This window comes from Enterococcus sp. C57, from assembly GCF_040887305.1.
In the GTDB taxonomy this organism is placed as follows: Bacteria; Bacillota; Bacilli; order Lactobacillales; family Enterococcaceae; genus Enterococcus_B; species Enterococcus_B hirae.
Genome location: NZ_JBFOFP010000001.1, coordinates 290,073 through 314,988 on the forward strand (window position 1 = coordinate 290,073; position 24,916 = coordinate 314,988).

Here is a 24,916-nt window from a genome sequence, read left to right on the forward strand (position 1 = left end):
ATAATCTAGGGGGAACTAAAATGATTTCAATCGCAAGTGCCATGCAACAAGATGCTATCAAAGAGTTATTAGAAGGTTACAATGAAGATGGCTTTTCATATACATTTAAAGAAAAACAAGGGATCAAATTGTTTTTTGAGACGAGCGCACAAGATAAAGAAGCAGCAGCACAAAAAGCAAAAGCATTAATCAAAGCACAACCATGGGGCACTGTTTTATATTTTCAAGCAACAGCAGTTTAACTGGTTGTAAGATAGGAAGGGTTCAAAATGATGAAAAACGGCTTATTTTTATGTAGTATTGGTTCACTGATCGTATTGTATTGTTTAAATCCTAGTTCGCAAAACTATGATTTGTATAGTATGGCTACAGGACTATTTCTGGCAGGTTTAGGTATACATTTCTTTTTAAAAGGGAAAAAAAGAGAAGAAGCAAAGGGGAAAAATAGCTAATGGAAATCGTTAAAACTTTAAATATTCCAGCATCCTTTTTCTATGATAAAGTGATGGACTCTGTCCTTTTTGATGTACGTAAAGCGACTGGAAAATCGGTTACTCGTAAACAACTTAAAAACCTTGAATACGTCAAACAATTCTCACAAAATAGCCGCGCTCGCATCAAGATCGAGGAAGTTATTGAAAATCAATCGTATAAATTTCGAACATCTACCACAAAAAATGATTATGTCGTCCATTATCAAATCAAAGCGTTAGATGATAAAACCTGCGAAGTACGTTATACGGAACAAATGCAATCATATGGGATGCTACAAAAATTGAATGATATGATTTTAGGAACGATGTTGTTGTATTTTAAAAAACGTCGCTTCAAAAAAATGTTAGTAATGATCGAAGAAACTTACTAGTAAAAAACTAATTGTGGCAAGAAGCAGTTGATTCAGCTAAATAGTGATTTATTGAAATAACATTTTTATTTTGATAAAGTGACTATGGTTGGATCACTGAACTTGACACAATTTTTTATTGTTTTTGATGGAAGGGGTAACAAAAATGGCAAATGAAGTAAAAGAACTTGGTGTTGCTTATCAAGAAGCGATGTTTGAACTAGCAACCTATGCATTTAATGCGCAGGATACACCTGCAAGACGTGAACGATTCAAACTGATCGTTGAAAATTCATGGAATTATGGTTTTTTTGACGAGGAAGAGCAACTCACTAGCCAAGTAATGGCGACGCCTTTTTCTGTTGAATTTTATGGACAACAGTATTTAATGGCAGGAATCGGTTATGTAGCATCTTATCCTGAAGCTAGGGGACAAGGCGGGATCAATCAAATCATGGAAAAAATCTTAAAAGATTGCCGTGAAAGAAAAGTAAGTCTTTCTTATCTTGCTCCATTTTCTTACCCATTTTATCGTCGCTACGGTTATGAGCAATTGTTTGATAAAATCAATTATCAATTGGATAGTCGAGATGTACCGAACGTGAAAAAGACGGCTGGCAAAATGAAACGGGTGACTTTTGAACAAGCAAAAGAAGTCATAGAAATGATTTATAAACAAATGCCAGTGAATCAGCGTGGTGGATTAAGTAGAGAAGACTGGTGGTATACTTATAAGTTTAAGCAAAAGACAGAAAATCATTATGCGCTGTATTACGATGAATCTGGTCAAGCAGCGGGATATGTGGTTTACCAGTTAACTGCACCAACATTTGTAGTAGTGGAATGGGGCTATTTGAATCATGAAGCCTTTCAAGGATTAGTGAGGTTTGTTAGTTCCCATAGTGGGGCGTTTGCTTCTTTTGACTATGCTTGTGGTTATTCAGGTAGTGATCAAAATTATTTGCTTAAAAATCCGTTTGCCCAAATGACGATCACGCCATATATGATGGGCAGAATTGTTGATCTTGAGTTGTTTTTGAAAGACTATCCTTTCAAAAAACAAGCGCTCACTTTTGCTTTAGAGGTAACAGAAGATCCTTACGCACAGTGGAATGAAGGGATCTTTGAGATCACTGTATTAAATGCAGAGGTGAAAATTGAAAAAGTAACAGAAACAAAATTACCAACCATCAGTGGAACCATTCAACGCATGACTCAATTATTAATGGGGTATCGTCAGATGGAAGAACTTGTTTTTTACAATCACATCCAATTGTCAACTGAAGCTCTATTAGAAATGGCGCCATGCTTTCCAAGTCAGCAACCTATTCTAAATGATTATTTTTAAAATGAACGTAAAATGTTTGTTGCTCAACGCATATAACGCCCTCCAAGGTTTTCGACGAATTCTTGGAGGGCGTTATCGTATAAAAAGTTATTTTGAAATTTTTTCGATATCATTCTGAAAATCAGATTGCTTTTTTGCCACTGATTTATCTCATTTCTCTACAGCAAATCTTCTTTTTTAGTAAACTTGAATTTGCGACTTTCTTTTTTCTGAGGTTTTTCATCTTCATGCTGTTTTATGGCTTCTTTTGACAGTTGTTCTCGTTCTTTTTTAGAAGCATCAAAGCGTTCAGCGTATATTTCTTCTTTTGGTTTGTCATTCATAAATAAAACCTCCCTCATCACTTGTTGGATAATTCTATTTTATCACTCGTCAAAAGCTAGTGGAAACGTTTTGCTTAGGAAGAAAAATGATTTTTCTAAGAGAAGCTTGCATGTGCTCCTTAAACAAGCTAAAATAATACTATTGAGAACTTGTTCCTGTAGCTCAGTAGGATAGAGCAATCGCCTCCTAAGCGATAGGTCGCTGGTTCAATTCCAGTCAGGAACGTTAAAAACCTGTAACCGTTGTGGTTCAGGTTTTTTTGTTTGTGTAGTATCGAAATAGATTTCTACGCTACATTCGATTTTTCTGGTGAATGAAAGACAGCTTTTCTAAATTTTTTTGATAAAGGAAAAGTAAACATGCAAATAAGCAATAATAATTGGCTCAAAGTGATGATAGTTAAGCAAACTGTTTGGTATTTGACCAGTAAATAAAAATGGATGCCTAATTCGATAATATTAATCAAGATAAGGTACAAGTAGTATTGTTTCTTTATTTTACATTGATAAATACAGTAGAAACTGAATCGATAATCTAAACAAACCAAAAATAGCAAAATGAATTTGTGAATAGTCGTGAGCATATCATGTTGGTTAGCTAAACGATGAAAAAATAATAATACAGTCGGCAGAGGGATATAAAGCGTTAATAGTAAGACAAAAAAATAAACAATAAATGGCATACTATCTCTCCATCATTTTTTCTAATTTTTAATAATAAATGTTGTTTTTGTCAATCTTATCAAAAAATAGAAAATGTATTAATAGAATTTCGTGATAAATAGTATAAATAATTTTTATAAAAAACTTGAACAACAGCATCAAAAAATCGCTTATTCGACCATCTTTCAGTGAGTAGCAGGGAAAAGTGTTGTCTGTAATAGAAATAATCATCACAAAAAAGAGAAGAAGTCTGTAGTACCCCAAAAAGTTAGACCAAAAATCTAACTTTTGGAGGTCGTTTAAGATTTCTCCTCTTTTTTTATATCGTTTTATCAGACTAAGCCCAGTCACCATTTCTAAATACTGGAACAGTAGATCCGTCTTCACGGATACCGTCAATATTCATTTGGTCAGAACCAACCATAAAATCAACATGGGTTTGGCTGCGGTTAAGACCAGCTTGCGCAAGTTCTTCATCGGTCATTTCAGTACCACCTTCGACACTAAAGGCATACGCAGATCCTAGAGCTAAGTGATTCGACGCGTTTTCGTCAAATAGAGTATTGTAAAAGATAATACCCGATTGAGAAATTGGCGAAGGATCGGGAACGAGTGCTACTTCTCCTAATGAGCGTGCGCCTTCATCAGTGTTGAGCAAGGTTTCCAATACTTCTTGACCTTGTTCAGCAGAAAAATCAATGACTTTTCCAGCTTCAAAAGTAAACTTCATCCCTGAGATGATCGTACCTGCATAGCTCAATGGTTTTGTACTAGAGATATAACCATCGATCCGTCGGTAATCAGGTGCAGTAAACACTTCTTCAGTAGGCATATTTGCCATGAATTTTTCTCCACGGGAGTTGTAACTTCCTGCGCCTTCCCAAAGATGATTTTTTGGTAGACCAATGACGATATCTGTGCCAGGGGCAGTATAGTGCAGGGCAGTAAACTGTTCTTGATTTAATTCATCGGCTTTTTTTGCTAATTTTTCATCATGTTCTTTCCAAGCATGTACAGGATCTTCTTCGTAAATACGAGTTGTTTTAAAAATTTGATCCCATAACGCATCCAGTTGTTCTTCTTCTGGTAAATCTGGGAAAACTTTAGCTGCCCATTGTTTACCAGCCGCAGCGACTACAGTCCAGCTTACTTTATTTGCTTGGGTCGCTTTTCTTAGATTCATCATTGCTTTGCCAGCGGCAGTTTGATACGTAGCGATTCGTTTTCCATCTACGCCACCAAAAGCATCTGGATCGGCAGATACAACACTGATTCGGCTAGCACCTTTAGCGATCCAATCATCAGTCTGATCAATTTTATATTGTGGAACAGTTTCAAGACGGTCTTGTGCAGCGTAAGAAAGAAATTCTTTTTGGATCACGTCGTCCGTCCATTGTACGATCACTTCAGCTGCACCTAAACGATAGGCTTCTTTGGTGATCAAGCGAGCTAATGGGGCTTGATCGACGTTGATTTGTAAAACAACTGTATGGTCTTTTTCGACGTTTACGCCGGTTTCAACAATTAATCGTGCATATTTTTCGAGGTTCTCATTAAAATTTTCTAACATAATCCATTTCCTCCTAATGTTTCATCCAATAGCTATTTGTATGATAACATTTAATTCTTTTAGAGACAATCTGCCAGAATCGTAAAATAAAAAAATGGATGTTCTTCTAAATGATGTCTTGAATTTATAAAATTGATTGTTTTTAAAGTAATTTTTTAAAAATAAAAAAACAAGTTGTGCATAACAAAATAATCATGTTACAATTAAATTAATCAATGGTGGAAGCGTTATAAATAATTTCAAGGAGATTAAAAAATTATGGCAAGAAAAAAGACGATCACAAAAGATCAGATTTTGGCAGCCGCTTTTGAAGTGGCTACCACAGAAGGATTTTCAAAATTTACGGCAAGGAATATTGCAAATAAAATGAATTGTTCGACTCAACCGATTTATCTTGAGTTCAAAAACATGGATGATCTGAAGCAAGCCTTATTTGCTCAGATTTACGAGTACTTGAAGCATGAAGTGTTCCCAGTTGTACATACAGGAAATACCATTATCGATTTAGCTGTAAACTATATTGATTTTGCCAATCGAGAGAAAAAATTATACAGTTCTCTGTACTTAGAAGAATATGGTGGGGGAAGGGAGATGCAAAACTTCTCTTATAATTATTTTGTCGAGAGGGTCAAGAAAGATCCAGAGTATGCTGATCTATCTGCGGAACAAATTGAGTCTTTGCATAACACAATTTGGATCATCGCTACAGGATTAGCGGCACTGATGTCTTCAAGTATCATTCATCCGACCAAGGAACAAATTGAAAAAATGATCCAAGATAGCATCAATGCGACGCTAAATACGAAAGAAACGATCCAAGTGAATTAAACAAACTACTTGTAGTATTTCTCGAAAGTCTTTCTCAAACATACACATTGATTTTTTGAAATTAAAAAAGCTTCTAAAAACATGATAAAAAGAACGTGTGATGCTAACTCTCTCCAGCATCACACGTTCTTTTTATCAAATAATTGAAGTTTTGCCAAAAGTTCTCAGCTGTGAGCTGACTGCTTTGGCCTATAATTTTGAAACAAGCGCCTTAGCAAATGCTTCGAGTTTTTCGATGTCTTCTTCTTCAGCGTTTAAATCAACTTTAACATTTTCTGTTCCTTTGACTGCTCCTGTTTTCGCAAAGGCAGCATCGAAGTCATCTACGGACTTACAAAATTCATCATAAAAAGTGTCTCCAGAACCACAAACGCCATAGATTTTTCCAGACAAGTCAAGTTCTTGTAAATCTTCATATAAGTCTACGATCTCATCTGGTAAGTCACCATCATCGTATGTATAAGTTGCGACGACACAAATATCTGCATCCTCAAATTCATCTGCATCCACTTGAGTACACTCATTGATTTCAACATCAATATCTAAATTTTCAAAAGCTTCTGCTACGATATCAGCAATTTCTTCTGTATTGCCAGTCATACTTGCGTAAACGATTTTTGCTAAAGCCATGGGTTGCCTCCTACTTATTGATATATGATCCTCTAACATTTACAGATTATACCAAAACCTTTACTAAAAGAAAACAAGTCATGTGAAGAGAATCTGATTTGGCGAACGACCGGACACTATGGTAAAATGAGGAAGATTTGTAAAAAGGAGACGAAAATATGATTACATTGAAATCAGCACGAGAAATTGAAACAATGGCTGAGTCTGGCGCGTTGTTAGCGGATGTACATAAAAATCTGCGAGATTTTATCAAACCAGGCGTGACGAGTTGGGATATTGAAGTTTTTGTTCGTAACTATATTGAAAGCCATGGTGGGATTGCGGCTCAAATTGGATTTGAAGGCTATGAGTATGCGACTTGTATTAGCATCAATGACGAAATTTGTCATGGATTTCCACGTAAAAAACCGCTGAAAAATGGCGATTTAGTGAAAGTGGATATGTGTATCGATTTAAAAGGCGGCATTTCTGATTCTTGTTGGGCTTATGTAGTGGGAGAGTCAACGCCGGAAATTGACCGCTTGATGGAAGTGACAAAAAAAGCTTTGTATCTAGGAATCGAACAAGCGCAAGTTGGGAACCGAATTGGCGACATTGGTCATGCTATCCAAACTTATGTTGAAAGTGAAAACTTAGCGGTTGTCCGTGACTTTATTGGTCATGGTGTGGGTCCAACGATCCATGAAGAACCTGCTGTCCCTCATTATGGTGAAGCAGGAAAAGGTCTACGGTTAAAAGAAGGGATGGTTATTACCATTGAGCCAATGGTTAATACTGGAACTTGGAAAATGAAAATGGATCCAAATGGCTGGACTGCTTATACAAGAGATGGTGGCTTGTCTTGCCAATATGAACATACACTGGCAATTACGAAAGATGGACCAAGAATCTTAACTTCTCAAGGTGAAGAAGGTACGTATTGAGAAGCTAGATCAATAAGGAGAATTTGATGAAATTATTAGGGAAAATAAAGCAAAACGAAAATTTAATGCGTTTTATTGCAACAACAAAAAAACGGATCACTGATTCAGAAATGGGTACCACGTCAGTTGTTGTGGCGTATTATTTATTATTGTCTTTATTTCCCCTAATTATTGCGTTTGGTAATATTTTGCCATTTCTAAAAATCGATCAAGAGACAGTATTGACTTATGTGCGGCAAATCATCCCTGAGACGGTCTATCAGTTTATCGGTCCTGCAATTCGAAATTTGTTAACGCAAAGTTCCGGTGGCTTGTTGTCGTTATCTGCTTTAGCTGCTTTGTGGTCTGCCAGTCAAAGTATCAACGCTTTACAAATTGCCATGAATAAGGCTTATGGTGTAGAAAATAGAAAGAATTTTTTGATCGTCCGTTTCTTTTCATTAGTAGTGATTTTGCTTTTCATGATTGCGATTAGTGGAGTAACGATTTTTTTAGGACTGGGTCAAATGATACTTGAAGCGCTCCAACCGATTTTTAATTTTTCTGGCAATGTGATCATCCAGTTCCAAACTTTGAAATGGCCGATTACCTTAGTTGTCTTATTTATCATTATGTTTTTGATTTATGTGATAGTACCGAATGCGCAATTAAAACTAAAAGCAGTGATTCCGGGAACGATTTTTGCTACTGTCGGCTGGATGTTGCTATCTCAGGTGTTTGGAATCTACGCAAAATACTTTGCAACAAGAGTCAGTGGGTACCAAATCATCGGGAGTTTCATCGTCTTGATGCTATGGCTCAATTTTGCTGCTACAATCATTATATTTGGCGGAATCATCAATGCTGTTGTGCAAGAATACATAACAGGTAACGAAATCAAGAAAAGACGAGTTTCTACAAATAAATGGTGGATTCGTTTCAAAAATAAATTTTCTCATAAAAAAAAATAGAACTGCGAGTTTTTATTGCTTGAGTGTTTTATAATAATTCTAGACTCTTAATTAAAGTAGGTGCCAATATGCTTGTTTCATTTAGTATGGTTGTCAAATTTTTTTTAACAATCTTGTTATCTTTAGTACTAACGCCCATATTTAAAATTATTTCTGTCCAAACCGGAATGGTGGATAAACCGAATGCGCGACGTATTAATGAAATACCTATGCCTTCAGCTGGGGGACTACCCATTTTTATTTCATTTGTCGTATCCACCTTATTGTTTTTTCGTGACATCATTCCCAAATTTTATATCATTCCTATTTTACTAGCTTCCTTAGTGATCATTCTAACGGGGGTACTGGATGATAAATACGAGTTGACGCCTAAACAAAAGTCCGTCGGGATCTTATTAGCAGCGTTGATCGTCTATTTTGTGGCAGATATTCACATTGATTCAGTAACATTGCCCTTTTTTGGTTATATCGAATTGGGTTGGCTGAGTTTTCCTGTGACCATTTTTTGGATTTTCGGTATCACTAATGCAATTAATTTGATTGATGGATTAGACGGCTTGGCAACCGGAATCTCGTTGATCGGGTTGATTACAATTGGTATTATCGGATATTTTTTCCTACATGCTTCTACAGTATACATACCAATCGTCATATTCTGTTTAGTGGCAAGCATTATTGGCTTTTTTCCTTATAATTTTTATCCTGCCAAAATTTACTTAGGAGACACTGGGGCATTGTTCTTAGGATTTATGATGGCTGTTCTTTCTCTACAAGGTCTGAAGAATGTAACATTTGTTTCTTCTATCTCATTATTGATTGTGATGGGCGTTCCAGTAACAGATACATTTTTTGCGATTATTCGCAGAAAAGCGAACCGTGTCTCTTTTTCTACAGCAGATAAAAAACACCTACATCATCGATTATTGAGTCTAGGTTTTACGCATAAAGGAGCAGTTTTGACCATTTATGCTATGGCATTGATGTTTTCATTCACTGCCATGATCATGAACTATACTGGGCGTCTCGGTTCGATTGTTTTGATCGTTTCGATGCTATTTGCGGCTATTTTATTGTTTGAGTTGATTGGATTGATCAACGAGAAGCATCAGTACATTCTTAAAACTTTACGTTTTTTAGGCAATAAAGAATATCGAACACAAGTCATACAGAAATATAAAAGGAAATGGACTAGACACTAATGAAAATAAATCAAAAACAACCGATTTTAATTAGCATCGTAACGGCTAATAGTCAAAAGATTTTTCAAACGTTAGATACGCTTCTAGCCAGCATAAATGACCAAGCCATGGTTGAGATCTTAATTTTCGATAATGCTTCGTCGATTGACTACCAAGAACGATTGAAAGAATATCTAAAGTATCCGTTTGTCAAAATCTATTTTAATCAGGAAAATAAAGGATTTGGTTATGGACATAACCATAACTTATTAACGAGTGACTTTTCTTATGCTGTGATCTTTAACCCAGATATTCTGGTGGATCAGCAGACAGTCGTTGACTTGGTCAAACTTTTGCAGGAACATCCAGAATGTGCCATGTTAGCACCTAAAATATTGAATGAAGATGGAACGACACAACATTTGATTCGCCAAAAATTAGATGTATTCGATTATGTATTGCGGTTTATTCCGGCTCGTTTTGTCAAGCAGTTGTTTGCTCAACGTTTAGCAAAATTCGAATGCCATGATTTGTCAGAAACAACCAATAGCTACGTGCGTATGATCTCTGGTAGTTTTATGGTCGTTGATGTCAATAAATTTAAAAAAGTCAACGGGTTTGATAATCGCTATTTTATGTATTTTGAAGATAATGATCTTTGCTTAACTTTTGAAAAAGCAGGAGAAAAACTCCTTTATACGCCGTTATATACGATTGTTCATTTATATGGAAAAGGCGCTCATCGCAATTTTAAACTTTTTCGTATCTTTTTACAGTCAATGGTGAAATTTTTCAATAAGTGGGGGTGGACTTTCTTTTGACCATACCCAAAATAGTAGTCGTTATCGTATTATACCAGCAGCGTTTTAGTCAATCGCCTTCTTTTGATCTGCTCATGAAAGCTGTCAAAGAGAAGAAGATTCAATTGGTTGTTTATGATAATAGTCCCGTTAAGCAATTGGAGCCATTATTAGAACAAAACGAAGATATAAGCTACTATCATGATCCATCAAATCCTGGTCTGGCTACGGCTTATAATTATGCGTTGAATCATGCACAGCAGAATATTCGCTATTTCGTTACACTTGATCATGATAGTCAATTGACTGCAACGTATTTTGATACGCTATTAACGATTGATTGGACAGATGAATTGGTTGCAGCAGTTCCGTTGGTTTATGCTGGAAGCAACCAAATATCGCCTGTTTTTGCGGATCGCTATATCAATCGTCAAGTTGAAAAGGTTGAGCGATCACAGCTCAGTCAAAGACGAATCATGGCGATTAATTCGGGCGCTGTTTTTTCTATCAAATTTTTAAAGGAAATTGGCGGTTTTAATTTAGATTTTCCCCTTGATTTCTTGGATCATTGGCTTTTTTGGACGATCTATCAGTTCAAAAAGACGGTTTTTATCTTACCTGAAAAAATGGAACATGATCTTTCAGTTCTTGATTATCAGAAAGTTTCTGTTACAAGGTATCAGTCGATACTGAAAGCTGAAAAAACTTTTTATCAAAATTATGATAAAGAAATGTTACCGCGTCATCGAAAACAATTATTGTTACGTACAGTAAAACAATTTTTAACAGTCAGAAATCGTAAAATATGGCGTTTGACATTACAATCATTTACTGAAAACTGAAGGGTGTGAATTTGTGCGATCAGTTTGTATGGCTACCTTTAATGGTGGCAGATATTTAAGAGAACAATTGGATAGTATTTTAAACCAACTGACACTTGAGGATGAATTGATTATTTCAGATGATGGATCGACAGATGAAACTTGTCAAATTATAAAGGAATACACGCAACTAGACAATCGAATCAAATTTGTTGAAGGACCAAGGCAAGGTGTCATTGCCAACTTCAACCATGCCATTCAACAATCTAAAGGTGACATCATTTTTTTAGCAGACCAAGATGATGTTTGGCTACCTAATAAGGTGGCTAAGATCACCGCATATTTTGAAGAAAATCCGCAACAATTAGTAGTAGTGAGTGATCTAGTGATTGTGGATGGTCAACTCAATGAGATACACGCGTCGTATTTTTCCTATCGGCATTCCCGAACAGGCTGGCTCAATAATTTGATTCGAAGTAATTATATCGGTGCCGGCATGGCTTTTCGATCTTCATTAAAGAAAAAAATAGTACCGATTCCTTCTGAAGTACCAATGCATGATATGTGGATTGGAATGTTAGGTGGAACTCGTGTTGGGTTTATTAGAGAAACATTGACACTTTATCGTAGACATGATTTTAATGTGAGTGAAATCAAAACAAACACTAAACTAACCCAAAAAATTACCTGGCGGTTGAATCTGATCAAGGCGCTTGTGAAGAGAAAATGGTTTGGAATTAATAAAAGATAGTTAAATCGTTAATAATTCCATGACAAATAACAAGTTTGATGAGATAATAACAAGGTGAATTTTAAATTGAAAAGGAGAATTTATACTCATGAAGGGAATCATTCTTGCTGGGGGAAGTGGTACACGCTTATACCCTCTAACTAAGGCAACTTCAAAACAGTTGATGCCAGTCTACGATAAACCAATGATCTACTATCCAATGTCTACACTAATGCTAGCGGGTATCAAAGAAATCCTGATTATCTCTACTCCTCAAGATACACCAAGATTTAAAGAACTGTTTGGTAATGGGGCAGAGTTAGGATTACAAATTGAGTATGCAGTGCAAGAAAGTCCAGATGGGCTAGCACAGGCTTTTATTATCGGTGAAGAATTTATCGGTGATGATAGTGTGTGCTTAGTTTTAGGAGATAACATCTATTACGGTGGTGGCTTATCTAAAATGCTTCAACGCGCTGCTTCTAAAGATACTGGAGCAACAGTGTTTGGTTACCACGTTAATGATCCAGAACGTTTTGGTGTTGTAGAATTTGATGAAAAGATGCAGGCTCTGTCAATCGAAGAAAAACCTGCGCTACCAAAATCAAATTATGCAGTAACAGGGTTATATTTTTATGATAATGATGTTATTTCGATTGCGAAAAACATCAAACCTTCTGAACGTGGTGAATTAGAGATCACTGATGTAAACAAAGTCTATCTAGAAAAAGGAAAACTATCTGTTGAATTGATGGGTAGAGGTTTTGCTTGGTTAGACACTGGCACGCATGAATCTCTTCTAGAGGCATCCACATTTATTGAAACGATTGAAAAACGTCAAAATCTCAAGGTAGCTTGCTTAGAAGAAATCGCCTACCGAATGGGATATATCACTAAAGAGCAATTACTTGCATTAGCTCAACCGTTGAAAAAAAATCAATATGGTCAATATCTTTTACAGTTGGCCAACAATTAAGGGAGTCTGAAGTAATGAAAGTAACTGATACTAATTTAACAGATGTGAAGATCATTGAAATGGATGTTTTTGGTGATCATCGTGGCTTTTTTACCGAAAGTTATTCCAAAGCAAAATTTGTTGAACATGGTTTAGATTTTGATTTTGTTCAAGATAATCATTCATTATCGGCAGAAGCTGGTGTTATCCGCGGACTGCATTTCCAAAAAGGAGAAGCAGCACAAACGAAATTGATTCGGGTAACTTCTGGTGCTGTTTTAGATGTAATTGTCGATATTCGTAAAGGAAGTCCAACCTATGGTAAATGGGAAGGCTTTATCTTATCTGAACACAACCATCGACAACTTTTGGTGCCTAAAGGTTATGCTCATGGATTTGTGACATTGACACCAAATGTCAATTTTCTTTACAAATGTGATAATTACTACAATGCACAAGCTGATGGTGGGATTGCCTTTGATGATCCAGACTTAGCGATTGATTGGCCTATCGATCTTTCCAAAGCGATTATGTCTGAAAAGGATCAGCATCATCCAACTTTAAAAGAGTTTGAAGCAGAAAATCCATTTGTTTATGGTGAAATTTAGGATTGCAAGGAGAATTTTTATATGAAAAATATCATTGTTACTGGTGGTGCCGGATTTATCGGCTCAAATTTCGTCCACTATGTGGTCAATCATCATCCAGAGGTTCATGTTACGGTGTTAGATAAATTGACTTATGCTGGGAATAAAGAGAACTTAGCAGGGCTACCTAGTGACCGTGTAGAATTAGTCGTTGGTGATGTTGCGGATGCAGAATTAGTGGATCGTTTAGTCAAAGAAGCAGACGCCGTAGTCCACTATGCAGCAGAATCTCATAACGATAATTCGCTAAAAGATCCATTTCCTTTTGTCCAAACCAATATTATTGGTACGTACACCCTGTTAGAAGCTTGTCGTAAATACAATGTTCGTTACCATCATGTATCCACCGATGAAGTGTATGGGGATTTACCTTTACGTGAAGATTTACCAGGTCATGGAGAAGGCGAAGGGGAAAAATTTACAGCTGAAACACCTTATAATCCATCAAGTCCATATTCTTCAACTAAAGCGGGCTCTGATCTATTAGTGAAAGCTTGGGTTCGTTCATTTGGGTTGCAAGCAACGATCTCAAATTGTTCAAACAACTATGGACCGTATCAACATATTGAAAAATTTATTCCTCGTCAAGTTACTAATATTTTAAGTGGTATACGTCCAAAACTATATGGTGAAGGAAAAAACGTTCGCGATTGGATCCATACGAATGATCATTCATCTGCGGTTTGGTTGATTTTGACTAAAGGAAAAATCGGTGAAACTTATTTGATCGGTGCCGATGGGGAAGAAGATAACAAAACAGTCATGGAATTGATTTTGGAACTTATGGGACAACCCAAAGATGCTTACGACCATGTCAACGATCGTGCAGGACATGATTTACGTTATGCAATTGATTCGACAAGGTTACGTGAGGAGCTAGGTTGGCAACCTGAATTTACCAACTTCCGTGATGGTTTAGCTGATACAATCAAATGGTATGAAGAACACCAAGATTGGTGGAAGAAAGAAAAAGAAGCTGTGGAAGCAGCCTACGCCAAAAATGGTCAATAAATGATGATAAGCCGGATTTAATGAACTCTCAAAAAATTCGGGTAAAAAAGACACGCATGAAGTTGTAAAACGTGCAGAAAAAAATTAGTATAAAAATAGGAATTGTTTATTGGCAATTGTAAGGGGAGCTGTGACAGATGTTGCAGACCCCTTTTTAAAACAAAAAAGAGGAGAGATCAGAATGTTCTTATTAACCGGAGGAAATGGTCAACTTGGAACGGAATTACGCCATTTATTAGATGAAAAAGGAATGGCTTATGTGTCAACTGATGCTGCTGAGCTGGATATTACTGATGCAGAAAAAACAATGGAGTATATTACAAACTTAAAGCCAGAAATTATTTTTCATTGTGCAGCGTATACAGCCGTTGATAAAGCAGAAGAAGAAGGCAAAGAATTAGATGAGAAGATTAACGTTGATGGAACTAAAAATGTGGCATTGGCTGCAAAAGCAGTGAATGCTAAATTAGTATATATCAGTACGGATTATGTCTTTGATGGCAAAAAGAAAGACCAAGAATACCGCGAAGACGATCCAACTAACCCATTGAATGAGTATGGTCGCACAAAATTACTAGGGGAACAAGCAGTTCAAGAAATCTTAGAAGACTATTATATTATCCGTACTTCATGGGTATTTGGTGTTTATGGACATAATTTTGTCTTTACAATGCAACGTTTAGCCGAAACGCATGATCGTTTAACTATTGTCAATGATCAATATGGTCGCCCAACTTGGACTCGAACACTTGCTGAATTTATGGTATATGTGATTGAAAAACAAGCACCTTATGGCGTATATCAGTTATCCAATGAAAATAGCTGTTCATGGTATGAATTTGCCAAAGAAATCTTAAAAGATACGGATGTCGAAGTAGCACCAGTCACTTCAGCAGAGTATCCACAAAAAGCAGTTCGCCCACAATATTCTGTGATGAGTCTAAAGAAAGCAGAAGATCTAGGCTTTGTCATTCCGACATGGCAAGAAGCATTAGCAAAAATGTTGGAAGCAGCTGAAAGTTTGAAATAGCAAACTTGTTTTTCCGTAAAAAAAGAACAAACTAGAAATTGGAGAATCGCATGGAAAAACAAACAAGACGCGCGCAACGAACAGCCGTGAAGCCTGAGCGCACAGATCATTCTGTTCTTGATGTCTTTCTAAAACTTCGTTACCTCATCGGATTGCTAGTCATTGTAGTTATTGTGACGTTTAATTTGAATGGTAGTTCATTGGGTGTATGGGATAAATATGTATCGCAACGAGATGACGGAAAGAAAACTGATGTCATCTTCGGGCAAAATAGGGAAGTTCGTTCAGATGAATGGCTCGTGCAAACACCTTTTTATCTTTCACAAGCTGAAAATGACTATCCTTTAGTAAATCCCGATTATTCCTTAAATGGACAAAATATGATCATTGCTTATAATTCTCCTGTTAAAGATATCACAGTTATTGGTAAACCATTCAATTGGGGATTCTTTTTCTTGGGAAGAGATCGTGGGCTTTCGTTTTATTGGGCAATGAAATTAGTGGTCATGGTTTTATTGGGGTATGAAGTTTTAATGATTTTGACAAAAAGAAAAAAAGCTTTATCACTCGTAGGCGCCTTTGCCTTAACTTTCTCACCAGCAGTCCAGTGGTGGTTCATGCAACACGTGGGAGATTTGATTTTCTTCACATTAGGACTAATGGTTGCTTTTTATCATTATTTTTACCAACATCAAAAAAAATGGGTACGAGCAATGATGATGAGTTTGATCGTCATATTTGGTCTAGGTTTTATCCTGGTGATTTATCCAGCCCATCAAGTTATGCTTGCTTATTTTCTTGTCTTTTATTTTGTTGGGTTATTGCTCTATTATGGGAAGCGAATCACTTGGGATTGGTTTGATGCAGTACTGATCATTGGGGCAATATTATTTATAGGTGGCGTACTGATCCACTTTTGGTTAACCTCTAAAGATGCGTTACTGGCTTCTTTAAATACCTTATATCCAGGAAAACGAGTAAGTACAGGAGGAAAATGGCATTTAGGAGAGTTCTTTTATTTTCTGACAAACTGGAAAATTTCGTTTAAAGATATCAATTTTTCTAATAATTCTGAAGTTGCTCTGTTTTATCATTTCTTCCCGACCGTCTTTTTAGCAAGCCCATTTGTTTTATTTGGTAAAAAAAATAGTGAACAAAAACTGTTTGGACGGATTTTAATGCTCTTTTGTCTGTTTTCAATTTATTGGATTACTTTAGGATTACCAAAATGGCTCGCTGAACTCACTTTATTATCTTACGTGCCACCTTTTAGAGCAATCTTAACCTTTAGTTTTGCAGCTTGCCTCTTAACCATATGGTTTATTGCCTATATTTGGCAAGAAGATGTGATCCCAACATGGTATAAATTTTTCCTATTGTTGGCGAACGCGGGAATCTTTGCGTATGCTTTGGTCAATTCCAAAATGACAAAATACTTTACCGAATTAGAGATCACCATGATCGTGATTGTTGGTACGTTAATCCTGGCATTTATTCTGTTCCGACGTTGTCGATTGTTCTATCTTTCGTTTATCGCTTTGATTGTAGCTTCAGGTTTCTTTGTGAACCCAGTTGTAGAAGGAACTGGTGCGATCTTTGAAAAGACTCTGGCAAAAGAGATAAAAGCAATTGATCAGGCAGATCCACAACAAGTATGGTTAACAGAAGATGAGCTGTATAACTTTACACCAACATTAGGCGTAAAAGCTTTTAATTCGGTACGCTTTTATCCAGACATGAAGGCATGGGCTAAAATTGATCCAGATAAAAAATATGAAAAATATTATAATCGATATGCCCACACACGTGCCTTTATTGCTAAAGAAAAAACTTCATTTGTTTTAGATCGTCCAGATATGTTTTCTGTGACCCTCAACTTTAAAGATGCTGAAAAGCTTGGAATCAAATACGTGGTCAGCAAACGCCCGTTAACTGATTATAATCAATTGTACCAAGCACAATTCACTCAACTATACGGTCCTGATAAAGATGGTTATATGATTTTTGAAGTAACCTATCCTGAAAACGATCCATCTACAGCCAATAATGCTGTGAATAATACGGATAACCAAGTAGATGAATGGTCGTATACAGGCGGTTGAGAAAGTAATTATTAGGTATTGAGTAATTGATATGGGAGTGTAAGGAAGTAAATTTCTTTACTGCTTCTTCTGAAATTGCTCAGTACCTATTTTTAGGTTCCATGTTTTTTCTTTTAAAAAGACTGGATGAAGCACTAAAAGTGAGTTTTTTATCAATTAATCTAAAAATAGCATTGCCGTTTGTTTTTAAAAAACAGTATAATAAAACAGTATGAAAGGAGGATGGAGATTATTCAGACGGTTATTGGAAAATTAATAAATAAAATGAGTGTTGGATTACTGATTCTATTTCTTTCTGCTATTTATTTTGTATGGACAGCAGGCCTAGGCAATGCTCAAGCGCTTTTTTTATATGACAACAGTGCGCAATTTGTTACGTTTGGCATTGTCATTTTATTTATTTTAAACGTATATAAAGGACGAAGAGCTGACTTTATTTTTTTAGCAGCGGCAATGCTTATTTATTTTCTGTTTGATCATTTCCGTGAAGTAAGAGCAAGTTCTATGAATGTAGATCTTTTGATCCCGCTAATCATAGTCTTTTGTTTGACGGTTAAATGGATTCAGTTTGATAAGTTAGATCGTTCGATTTTTATTTTAGTATGTTATGTCTTTCTTGGCATTACGTTATACCGCATTTTTACTGAAATAAAAATTCCTGATGGTGAAAGTATTTGGTTGCCTGATAATAAAGTTTCCGATATTTGGATCAACACGAATACGATTGGTAGTACTTTAATGACCCTCTCCTTACTGATCAGTGGGTTTGCCAGTTCATTTGAGCGCTGGTATGTTCGGGTATTCGTTGGATTTCCGAGTGTGATTGCTGGGATTATTGGTATCTGGGTCTGTCAATCAAAAGGTGCTTTAGTTGCGATGATCGTATTTGTTTTACTGGATATTTGGCCAAAACAATTGTTCAAAATAATACGAGCGCCATTTTTAGCCTACATGATTGTCACGATTTTTGCGTTGCCAGTTTCTTACTTAGCAGCTCATTCCGAGCATCTAAATCTCTTTACTGGTCGTGAAGAAATTTGGTTGAAATTCTATGAGACTATTTCAGAAAAAAGCGAACAAGTCTGGGTTGGAATGAAACCGTTCATTTTTCAACGTGGAAATCAATTTTTAGGAAATCACAATAGTTATAATTCATTTTTAAATCTATATGGATTGCTGGGTGTCATCATCGCAGGAGTACTAGTCTTAATCTATGTAGGTCGATTGACCTTAAAAGCAGATTTATCGAATGGACAAGTAACCTTTTTATGGGCATTCTTTGCAGTGATGATCCAATCCTTTATGGAAGATACTTTAACTTCTTTTCCGTGGGTACCTATCATCTATCTGTTATTGGGAATGGCAAGTCACCGATATGATGATTTAAAAAACGTTGCAAACAAGCGGAAAATAGCGAATCAACAAACGAGGGAAACGACAGACGGCTCTCTATCAAGAGTGGCACGCCGACATTAAATATTTAGATAAGAGCTAGTTGAAACAAGTTATTCTTGGGTCAGCTAGCTTTTTGCTTCATTGCAATTAAATTATTTCTTATGTAAAATAAAAATGTTAGCGTAAAGTTGCTTAATAGAAAATTAAGAAACTAAGAATATCACAGTCCGTGAGTAAAAGTGTGGTAAAATGGCACATGACTGTAATTAACAGAATTTGCTTGGAGGAACACAAATGTTTAAAGATCTGTTTTTATTTATGAAGGATATCTACCAGAATAGAAAGCTCTTGCTTCAGTTTTCAGTGAATGACTTTAAGTCTCGCTATGCGGGCTCTTTTTTGGGAATTTTATGGGCATTCATTAATCCTGTCTTTACCGTATTGATTTATTGGTTGGTCTTTGGTTTTGGATTAAAGGCAGCGATGACAGATGGAAAATATCCTTTTATTGTTTATTTGATTACGGGAATGATCCCATGGTTCTTTTTTTCTGACGCGTTTACATCAACGACGTTAGTTTTCAGAGAATACACCTATTTAGTAAAAAAAGTTGTATTTAATATCCGCATTTTACCAACTACGAAAATTTTATCGAATCTATATGCACATCTTTTCTTTATTTTCGTTGGTTTAGTGGTGGTTATTGGACATGGAATCTATCCAACTTGGATGACGCTCCAACTGATTTATTATTTATTCTGTATGTGTGCTTTTTTAACCGGCTTAACATGGTTGACAGCATCAATTCAACCATTTCTACCAGACATCATGCAATTGATCACGATTGTCCTACAGTTGGTTATGTGGACATTGCCAATCCTTTGGAGTCCAAGTCAGTTCAATCCAGTGATCGTTCAAATCTTAAAACTAAACCCACTTTATTATGTCGTGCAAGGATATCGTGAGTCTTTCTTAGGACAAGCTTGGTTCTGGGAACACGGAATGTATACTCTCTATTTCTGGGTATTTACGCTAGCTATCTTCGTTATTGGATCTGCTGTGTTCCGTAGATTGAAACCACATTTTTCAGATGTGCTGTAAGGAGTATGAATATGACTGAATATGCGATTAAATTAAAAAACATTACAAAATCTTATAATATGTACGCAAAACCATCTGACCGGTTTCGTGAAGCTTTGAATCCCTTCAAAAAATCTTACCATGACGTTTTTTATGCGTTGAAAAATATCAATGTGGAAATTAAAAAAGGGGAAATGATCGGTTTTGTCGGAGAAAATGGTTCAGGAAAATCCACCATGCTCAAAATCATTACTGGCGTTTTGACGCCCACATCTGGAACAATGGAGATTGAAGGGAAAATATCTGCACTATTAGAACTAGGTTCTGGGTTCAACCCCGAATATTCTGGCTATGACAATATTTATTTGAATGGCATGGTGTTAGGTTTTTCTCGTGAAGAAATCGATGGAATGGTCGGAGACATCATTGAATTTGCTGATATCGGCGAACATATTTACCAACCAGTAAAAACATATTCCAGTGGGATGTTTGTTCGTTTAGCCTTTGCGGTAGCTATCAATGTCAATCCAGATATCTTGATTGTCGATGAGGCTCTAGCTGTAGGGGACCTTGAATTCCAGTTGAAATGTATGGAGAAATTTACTGAAATCAAGAACTCAGGTAAAACGATCTTATTCGTTTCCCATGACATCAGTTCGATCCGCCGTTTTTGTGATCGATCCTATTGGCTAAAAAATGGTGAAGTGGTTGAATATGGGGATACCATGGATGTCACAACGAACTATGAAAACTTTTTAAAGAAAAAATCAGTCAAAACAGTTGATCGAAATAAAAATCAAATGGAACGTTTTGCAGCACCTGACATCGTTGATGTACTGAGTGCGGAATTATTGGATAAAGAAAAAAATCCTGTTGACGTGCTTGATCAAGGCGAAACACTGTATGTCAAAGTAACCTATGAAGTAAAAGATGATTCGATCAAGAATCCTGTTTTAGGGATCGCCTTACGAACTGTCGATAATTTTTACGTTTGTGGTTTAAATACACTGTTGGACGGCATCAAAATCCCTTGGAAAAAAGGCAAAAATGTTTTCTATTTAGAATATGAAAAACTAGGCCTGCTAGCTGGTGAATATTATTTTGATGTGGCAATTTTTGAAGAAAATGCCACCGTACCTTTAGTTTACAAAACAAAATATATGAACTTATTTGTTAATGGCTCATATATTGGGGAAGGAATCGTGGTCTTAGACCATAAGTGGGAAGAAGGTTATCTAGCCGATGAAGTATGATTTTGAAATGGACTTAGATGAACAAAGTAGTGTAGGGAAAATTGCTGCCCAAATTAAACCAGGCAGCAAAGTCTTGGAATTTGGACCGGGAAACGGCCGATTGACCAAACATTTAATCGGAGCCAAAAATTGTCAAGTAAGTATCGTCGAATTAGATAAAGAATTATTCGATTTTGTCAGTGAATTTTCACAAGATGGTTTTTATGGAGATATTGAAAGTTTTGAGTGGGCAAACTATTATGCAGGGCAAACCTTTGATTATATCCTTTTTGCCGATGTTTTAGAACATTTAGTGAACCCAGCTGAAACATTAAAAAAAGTGAGAGAATTTCTCAACGAAGACGGAGAAATTTTAATCACATTTCCGAATTTAGTCCATAATTCTGTGCTGATCCATTTATTCAACAATGAGTTACCATGGGCTTCTTATGGCTTATTAGATGAAACACATAATTCTTTTTACACACACGAAGGTTTTAAAAAAGTGTTTGAAAAAGCTGGTTTATCTATTAATATTGAGGATTACCTTTACTTAGCTGTCGGAGACACAGAATTAAATTCAACTTATGAAGAATTACCCGAAGCAGTTCGCTATGAGTTCAAAATGCGACCTTTCGGAGAAGTTTATCAATACTTCTTTTCTTTGAAAAAACACACTGAGAATAGTCACATCTCACAACCACAAAATTCGAATTATGTTCGAATGGTGGAAGTGATCCAAAAGACTGCAAACAAAGAAGTCTCCCAAAAATATCCTTTCAACAATTATACGGGAGAAAACCAAACATTGACTTTTCCAATTGCCGGGGATGTCGAATCGGTCATTTTTAAATTTGCTGATCAACCAAGTTTTATCGAATTTAGCGGGGAGTTGGCGGGGAACAAAATTGATTTCATCCAATCTAATGCAGTAATCAAAACACAAAATGATTGCTATTTATTTGATGGTGAAGTAACGCCACAATTTACTCTATTTGATGTCGCAGGTCAAGAATTGACGATCCATTGTCATTATCGGTTTATCGGGGAATTGACACAAACCATGAAAGAACTACTTGAGGCAGTCAAACCTTTAGCGCAGATCGAGCAACGTCTAATGGCACAAATCACTTCGCTGAAAAAAGAAAATGAACAAGTGCGATTAACAAATGAAAAATTAGCTAACGAATTACAGATGACGACTGACCGTTATTGTAAACTGATAACTGAGGAAGAATTCGCGATTAAACCAAGAAACCGCAAGCTTCGATCGAAAGAAACAGCAAAGAAAATTCAAGCAAAGGCGATTTCTCTATGCGTGGATAGCAAGCATTGGGACCCAGAAACGAAAATTTTGACAATCAATGGTTGGGGAATTTCTAACGCACAACGTCAGCCGTTATCCTATAAGTTATCTGTGAACCAAGCACCATTTTTTCAAGCCTTGCAGTTTGAACGGCCAGAAGTAAATGAGGCGGAACAATTGCCAGCGGGAACAAAAGCTGGTTTTGAATTGCAAATAAGATGTGAACGAGAAAAATCTTTTTTAATTGAAGCTGTTGCTGAAAATGGCGAATCCTGGTTTATCGAGATATAAGAAAGAACTTATTTTTAATAAAGGAGAACAAAAGCTCGTGCAAAAAAAAGAGATTGCTGTATTTATAGACCGAATTACTCGTGAAAGAGCAACTGGGGATTTATTGATTGTTGGCTGGGCGGTTGATGAGGTGACGAAAGAAATTCCGATCATTAAAGTCGATAAGGACAAAGTATCTGCCGAAGTCACCAATGTTGTTCGTTTGGATATCAATCATTTATACAATCTGGATGTGAAAACACCAAGTGGTTTCAACATCCGATTATCTGGAAGAATGAAAGGTAAAGCGATTTTAGATTTCCAAACAAAATCCCATCAAAATGGGATTGCGGTGAAATTGAATGGTCGTTATCCATATGACGATGGCCTTGAAACAAACTGGGAAAAGAAAAAAAGATTGCTTCAAAAAGGATTCAATTATGCACGGACACACGGAGTGAAAAAAGCGATCCGACGTGTCAAATTTGAAATGAAACCCGCTTCTGTTGATTACACCGAATGGATCAAACGTCATGAACAGTTTGATCTCCAAAAGCAACGTCAAGATGCTAAAGGATTTGAATATCGTCCCTTAATCTCAGTACTTATGCCAGTCTACAATGTCGAAATCAAATGGCTGGAAAAATGTATTGATTCTGTTTTAAAACAAACGTATGATCACTGGGAACTATGTATCAGTGATGATGCATCAACTGATCCTAAAATCAGAAAATGTTTAGAAAAGTATCAAGCTAAAGATCAACGAATCAAAGTCGTTTTTAGAGAAAAAAATGGGCATATCAGTCTAGCGACCAACTCTGCTTTGGAAATGGCAACAGGAGAGTTCATAGCGTTGTTAGATAATGATGATGAACTACCGCCTTATGCGTTGTTTGAAGTCGCAAGCGTCTTGAATCAGCGTCCTGAACTTGATGTCATTTATAGCGATGAAGATAAGATCGATGCAGAAGGTCAGCGTTTTGATCCTCATTTTAAAGCGGATTGGTCACCAGATACTTTAATGGGCAATAATTATATTTCACATTTAGGGGTTTATCGTACCAGCTTAGTTAAAGAAATCGGTGGATTTAGAAAAGGATATGAAGGTTCCCAAGATTATGACTTGGTACTACGAATCACTGAGCAGATCCCAGCTGATCACATTTATCACATTGATAAAGTACTGTATCACTGGCGCACGATTCCGGGATCTACTGCCAGCAATGGTGAAGCGAAGAGCTATATTTATGATTCTGGAGTCAAGGCATTGACTGATGCACTCGATCGTAGAGGAATTAAAGGAAAAGTTCGTCCTGGACGAATCTCTGGTTTCTACGAGGTCAATTATGAAGTGCTGCAAGAAGACTTAGTTAGTGTCATTATTCCCACTAAAAACGGATATGATGACTTAAAATTATGTATCGACTCAATTATTGACAAAACAACCTATTCCAACTATGAGATCATTGTTGCTGATAACGGTAGTACCGATCCTAAGATGCAGGAACTATTTAAGGAATACCAGCAACGACTAAATGAACGTTTTATAGTGGAATTGATCGATATACCTTTCAATTATTCTAGGATCAACAATCTAGCGGCAGAAAAAGCAAGTGGCAAATATTTATTGTTCTTAAACAATGATACGGAAGTTATTGAGCCTGAGTGGATGACCAATATGGTTGCCTATGCGCAATTTGATCGAATTGGCTGTGTCGGTGCCAAACTTTACTACCCAGATGATACGACACAACATGCTGGTGTGTTAGTTGGTATTGGTGGCGTTGCTGGTCATGCGTTGAACAACTATGACCAAACACACTGTGGTTACTTTGGTCGGTTAGTCATCGATGTCAATTACTTAGCGGTAACAGCTGCCTGTATGATGGTCAAAGCCAGTGATTTTCATGCGGTCCATGGCTTTGATGAAACATTAGCAGTCGCTTTCAATGATGTGGATTTATGCCTGAAAATTTATGAGCTAGGTCGATATAACGTTTATGCCCATCAAGTTGAACTTTATCATTTTGAATCAAAATCAAGAGGTTATGAAGATACGCCTGAGAAGCAAAAACGTTTTGCAGGTGAGATAAAGAAAATGCAAGTGAAATGGCCAGGATATATCAACCATGATCCTTTTTATAACGATAATCTGACAAAAGAAGGAATTGGAGATTTTTCATTAAGACCAGATTAATTAAGAAATGAAAATAGAAACTATCATGCAATCAGTTAAGAAAGCATGGTAGTTTTTTTTTCGTAAAATGAGATATTAAAAGC

25 protein-coding genes and 1 tRNA gene are annotated in these 24,916 nt (G+C 36.4%); 22 read left to right on the forward strand and 4 right to left on the reverse strand.

Translation table 11 applies throughout. The features are described 5' to 3' along the window. Positions 1-20: 20 nt before the first annotated feature. The 4 genes from AB5M32_RS01315 (at position 21) to AB5M32_RS01330 (ending at position 2,192) form a co-directional block, all read left to right on the forward strand. Positions 21-242, forward strand: a complete 222-nt coding sequence (locus tag AB5M32_RS01315) for a hypothetical protein (RefSeq protein WP_010719760.1) — start codon at positions 21-23, stop codon at positions 240-242. A gap of 27 nt (positions 243-269) precedes the next feature. Further along, positions 270-452: a DUF3188 domain-containing protein gene (locus AB5M32_RS01320; RefSeq protein ID WP_010719759.1), complete on the forward strand. Its 183-nt coding sequence runs from the start codon at positions 270-272 to the stop codon at positions 450-452. Continuing rightward, the gene (locus AB5M32_RS01325; RefSeq protein ID WP_178286548.1) at positions 452-865 is read left to right on the forward strand and encodes a DUF3284 domain-containing protein; all 414 of its coding nucleotides are present in this window, start codon (positions 452-454) and stop codon (positions 863-865) included. Before AB5M32_RS01320 ends, AB5M32_RS01325 begins: the two co-directional genes overlap by 1 nt. Positions 866-1,010: 145 nt before the next feature. Further along, positions 1,011-2,192 (forward strand): enhanced intracellular survival protein Eis, encoded by a 1,182-nt coding sequence (locus tag AB5M32_RS01330; RefSeq protein WP_178286546.1) that lies wholly within the window; start codon positions 1,011-1,013, stop codon positions 2,190-2,192. 158 nt (positions 2,193-2,350) lie between these two features. On the opposite strand, the gene AB5M32_RS01335 is transcribed toward AB5M32_RS01330, so the two are convergent. Beyond that, on the reverse strand, positions 2,351-2,515 hold the full coding sequence (locus AB5M32_RS01335) for a hypothetical protein (protein ID WP_010738186.1): 165 nt from the start codon (positions 2,513-2,515) through the stop codon (positions 2,351-2,353). Between the two features lie 152 nt (positions 2,516-2,667). Between AB5M32_RS01335 and AB5M32_RS01340 the strand changes: the two genes are divergently transcribed. Then, a tRNA-Arg gene (locus tag AB5M32_RS01340) sits at positions 2,668-2,741 on the forward strand. Positions 2,742-2,802: 61 nt separating this feature from the next. Here the strand turns inward: AB5M32_RS01340 and AB5M32_RS01345 are convergent. Beyond that, complete coding sequence (locus tag AB5M32_RS01345; RefSeq protein ID WP_081128588.1) at positions 2,803-3,198, reverse strand: hypothetical protein; 396 nt, start codon at positions 3,196-3,198, stop codon at positions 2,803-2,805. A gap of 317 nt (positions 3,199-3,515) precedes the next feature. Then, entirely contained in the window at positions 3,516-4,748 is a 1,233-nt protein-coding gene (locus AB5M32_RS01350) for an aminopeptidase (protein WP_178286544.1), read from the reverse strand. Between the two features lie 258 nt (positions 4,749-5,006). Here AB5M32_RS01350 and AB5M32_RS01355 point away from each other — a divergent pair, with 258 nt between their 5' ends. After that, positions 5,007-5,576, forward strand: a complete 570-nt coding sequence (locus AB5M32_RS01355; protein WP_178286542.1) for a TetR/AcrR family transcriptional regulator — start codon at positions 5,007-5,009, stop codon at positions 5,574-5,576. 189 nt (positions 5,577-5,765) lie between these two features. Here AB5M32_RS01355 and AB5M32_RS01360 read toward each other — a convergent pair whose 3' ends face one another. Next, entirely contained in the window at positions 5,766-6,206 is a 441-nt protein-coding gene (locus tag AB5M32_RS01360; protein WP_010719752.1) for a flavodoxin, read from the reverse strand. A gap of 158 nt (positions 6,207-6,364) precedes the next feature. Here AB5M32_RS01360 and map point away from each other — a divergent pair, with 158 nt between their 5' ends. The 16 genes from map (at position 6,365) to AB5M32_RS01440 (ending at position 24,833) form a co-directional block, all read left to right on the forward strand. Beyond that, positions 6,365-7,129, forward strand: coding sequence for a type I methionyl aminopeptidase (gene map, locus AB5M32_RS01365; RefSeq protein ID WP_010719751.1), 765 nt, complete (start codon positions 6,365-6,367; stop codon positions 7,127-7,129). Positions 7,130-7,155: 26 nt separating this feature from the next. Next, positions 7,156-8,079, forward strand: coding sequence for a YihY/virulence factor BrkB family protein (locus AB5M32_RS01370; RefSeq protein WP_010719750.1), 924 nt, complete (start codon positions 7,156-7,158; stop codon positions 8,077-8,079). A gap of 68 nt (positions 8,080-8,147) precedes the next feature. Next, on the forward strand, positions 8,148-9,278 hold the full coding sequence (locus tag AB5M32_RS01375) for a glycosyltransferase family 4 protein (protein ID WP_010719749.1): 1,131 nt from the start codon (positions 8,148-8,150) through the stop codon (positions 9,276-9,278). Next, positions 9,278-10,078, forward strand: a complete 801-nt coding sequence (locus AB5M32_RS01380) for a glycosyltransferase (RefSeq protein WP_010719748.1) — start codon at positions 9,278-9,280, stop codon at positions 10,076-10,078. The genes AB5M32_RS01375 and AB5M32_RS01380 overlap by 1 nt, the downstream gene beginning before the upstream one ends. Beyond that, positions 10,075-10,899 (forward strand): glycosyltransferase, encoded by an 825-nt coding sequence (locus AB5M32_RS01385; protein ID WP_034698849.1) that lies wholly within the window; start codon positions 10,075-10,077, stop codon positions 10,897-10,899. Before AB5M32_RS01380 ends, AB5M32_RS01385 begins: the two co-directional genes overlap by 4 nt. Before the next feature lie 13 nt (positions 10,900-10,912). Further along, the gene (locus AB5M32_RS01390; protein ID WP_178286540.1) at positions 10,913-11,629 is read left to right on the forward strand and encodes a glycosyltransferase family 2 protein; all 717 of its coding nucleotides are present in this window, start codon (positions 10,913-10,915) and stop codon (positions 11,627-11,629) included. A gap of 88 nt (positions 11,630-11,717) precedes the next feature. Beyond that, positions 11,718-12,584, forward strand: coding sequence for a glucose-1-phosphate thymidylyltransferase RfbA (gene rfbA / locus AB5M32_RS01395; RefSeq protein WP_010719745.1), 867 nt, complete (start codon positions 11,718-11,720; stop codon positions 12,582-12,584). 14 nt (positions 12,585-12,598) lie between these two features. Further along, on the forward strand, positions 12,599-13,171 hold the full coding sequence (gene rfbC / locus AB5M32_RS01400; protein ID WP_010719744.1) for a dTDP-4-dehydrorhamnose 3,5-epimerase: 573 nt from the start codon (positions 12,599-12,601) through the stop codon (positions 13,169-13,171). A gap of 21 nt (positions 13,172-13,192) precedes the next feature. Then, positions 13,193-14,221 (forward strand): dTDP-glucose 4,6-dehydratase, encoded by a 1,029-nt coding sequence (gene rfbB, locus AB5M32_RS01405; RefSeq protein ID WP_010719743.1) that lies wholly within the window; start codon positions 13,193-13,195, stop codon positions 14,219-14,221. Between the two features lie 181 nt (positions 14,222-14,402). Beyond that, positions 14,403-15,251: a dTDP-4-dehydrorhamnose reductase gene (gene rfbD / locus AB5M32_RS01410; RefSeq protein WP_014834184.1), complete on the forward strand. Its 849-nt coding sequence runs from the start codon at positions 14,403-14,405 to the stop codon at positions 15,249-15,251. A 50-nt stretch (positions 15,252-15,301) separates the two neighbouring features. Further along, positions 15,302-17,353 carry a YfhO family protein gene (locus tag AB5M32_RS01415; RefSeq protein WP_161651859.1) on the forward strand — a complete coding sequence of 684 codons (2,052 nt, stop codon included), beginning with the start codon at positions 15,302-15,304 and terminating at the stop codon, positions 17,351-17,353. Between the two features lie 222 nt (positions 17,354-17,575). After that, complete coding sequence (locus AB5M32_RS01420) at positions 17,576-18,829, forward strand: EpaQ family protein (RefSeq protein WP_063626785.1); 1,254 nt, start codon at positions 17,576-17,578, stop codon at positions 18,827-18,829. A 213-nt stretch (positions 18,830-19,042) separates the two neighbouring features. Beyond that, positions 19,043-19,849: an ABC transporter permease gene (locus tag AB5M32_RS01425; protein WP_010719739.1), complete on the forward strand. Its 807-nt coding sequence runs from the start codon at positions 19,043-19,045 to the stop codon at positions 19,847-19,849. A gap of 11 nt (positions 19,850-19,860) precedes the next feature. Continuing rightward, a complete protein-coding gene (locus AB5M32_RS01430) occupies positions 19,861-21,081 on the forward strand; it encodes an ABC transporter ATP-binding protein (RefSeq protein WP_010719738.1) in 1,221 nt (406 codons plus the stop codon). Next, entirely contained in the window at positions 21,071-22,657 is a 1,587-nt protein-coding gene (locus AB5M32_RS01435; RefSeq protein ID WP_010738176.1) for a bifunctional 2-polyprenyl-6-hydroxyphenol methylase/3-demethylubiquinol 3-O-methyltransferase UbiG, read from the forward strand. The genes AB5M32_RS01430 and AB5M32_RS01435 overlap by 11 nt, the downstream gene beginning before the upstream one ends. 37 nt (positions 22,658-22,694) lie before the next feature. Continuing rightward, positions 22,695-24,833, forward strand: coding sequence for a glycosyltransferase family 2 protein (locus AB5M32_RS01440; RefSeq protein ID WP_034698862.1), 2,139 nt, complete (start codon positions 22,695-22,697; stop codon positions 24,831-24,833). The last annotated feature ends 83 nt before the right edge of the window (positions 24,834-24,916 follow it).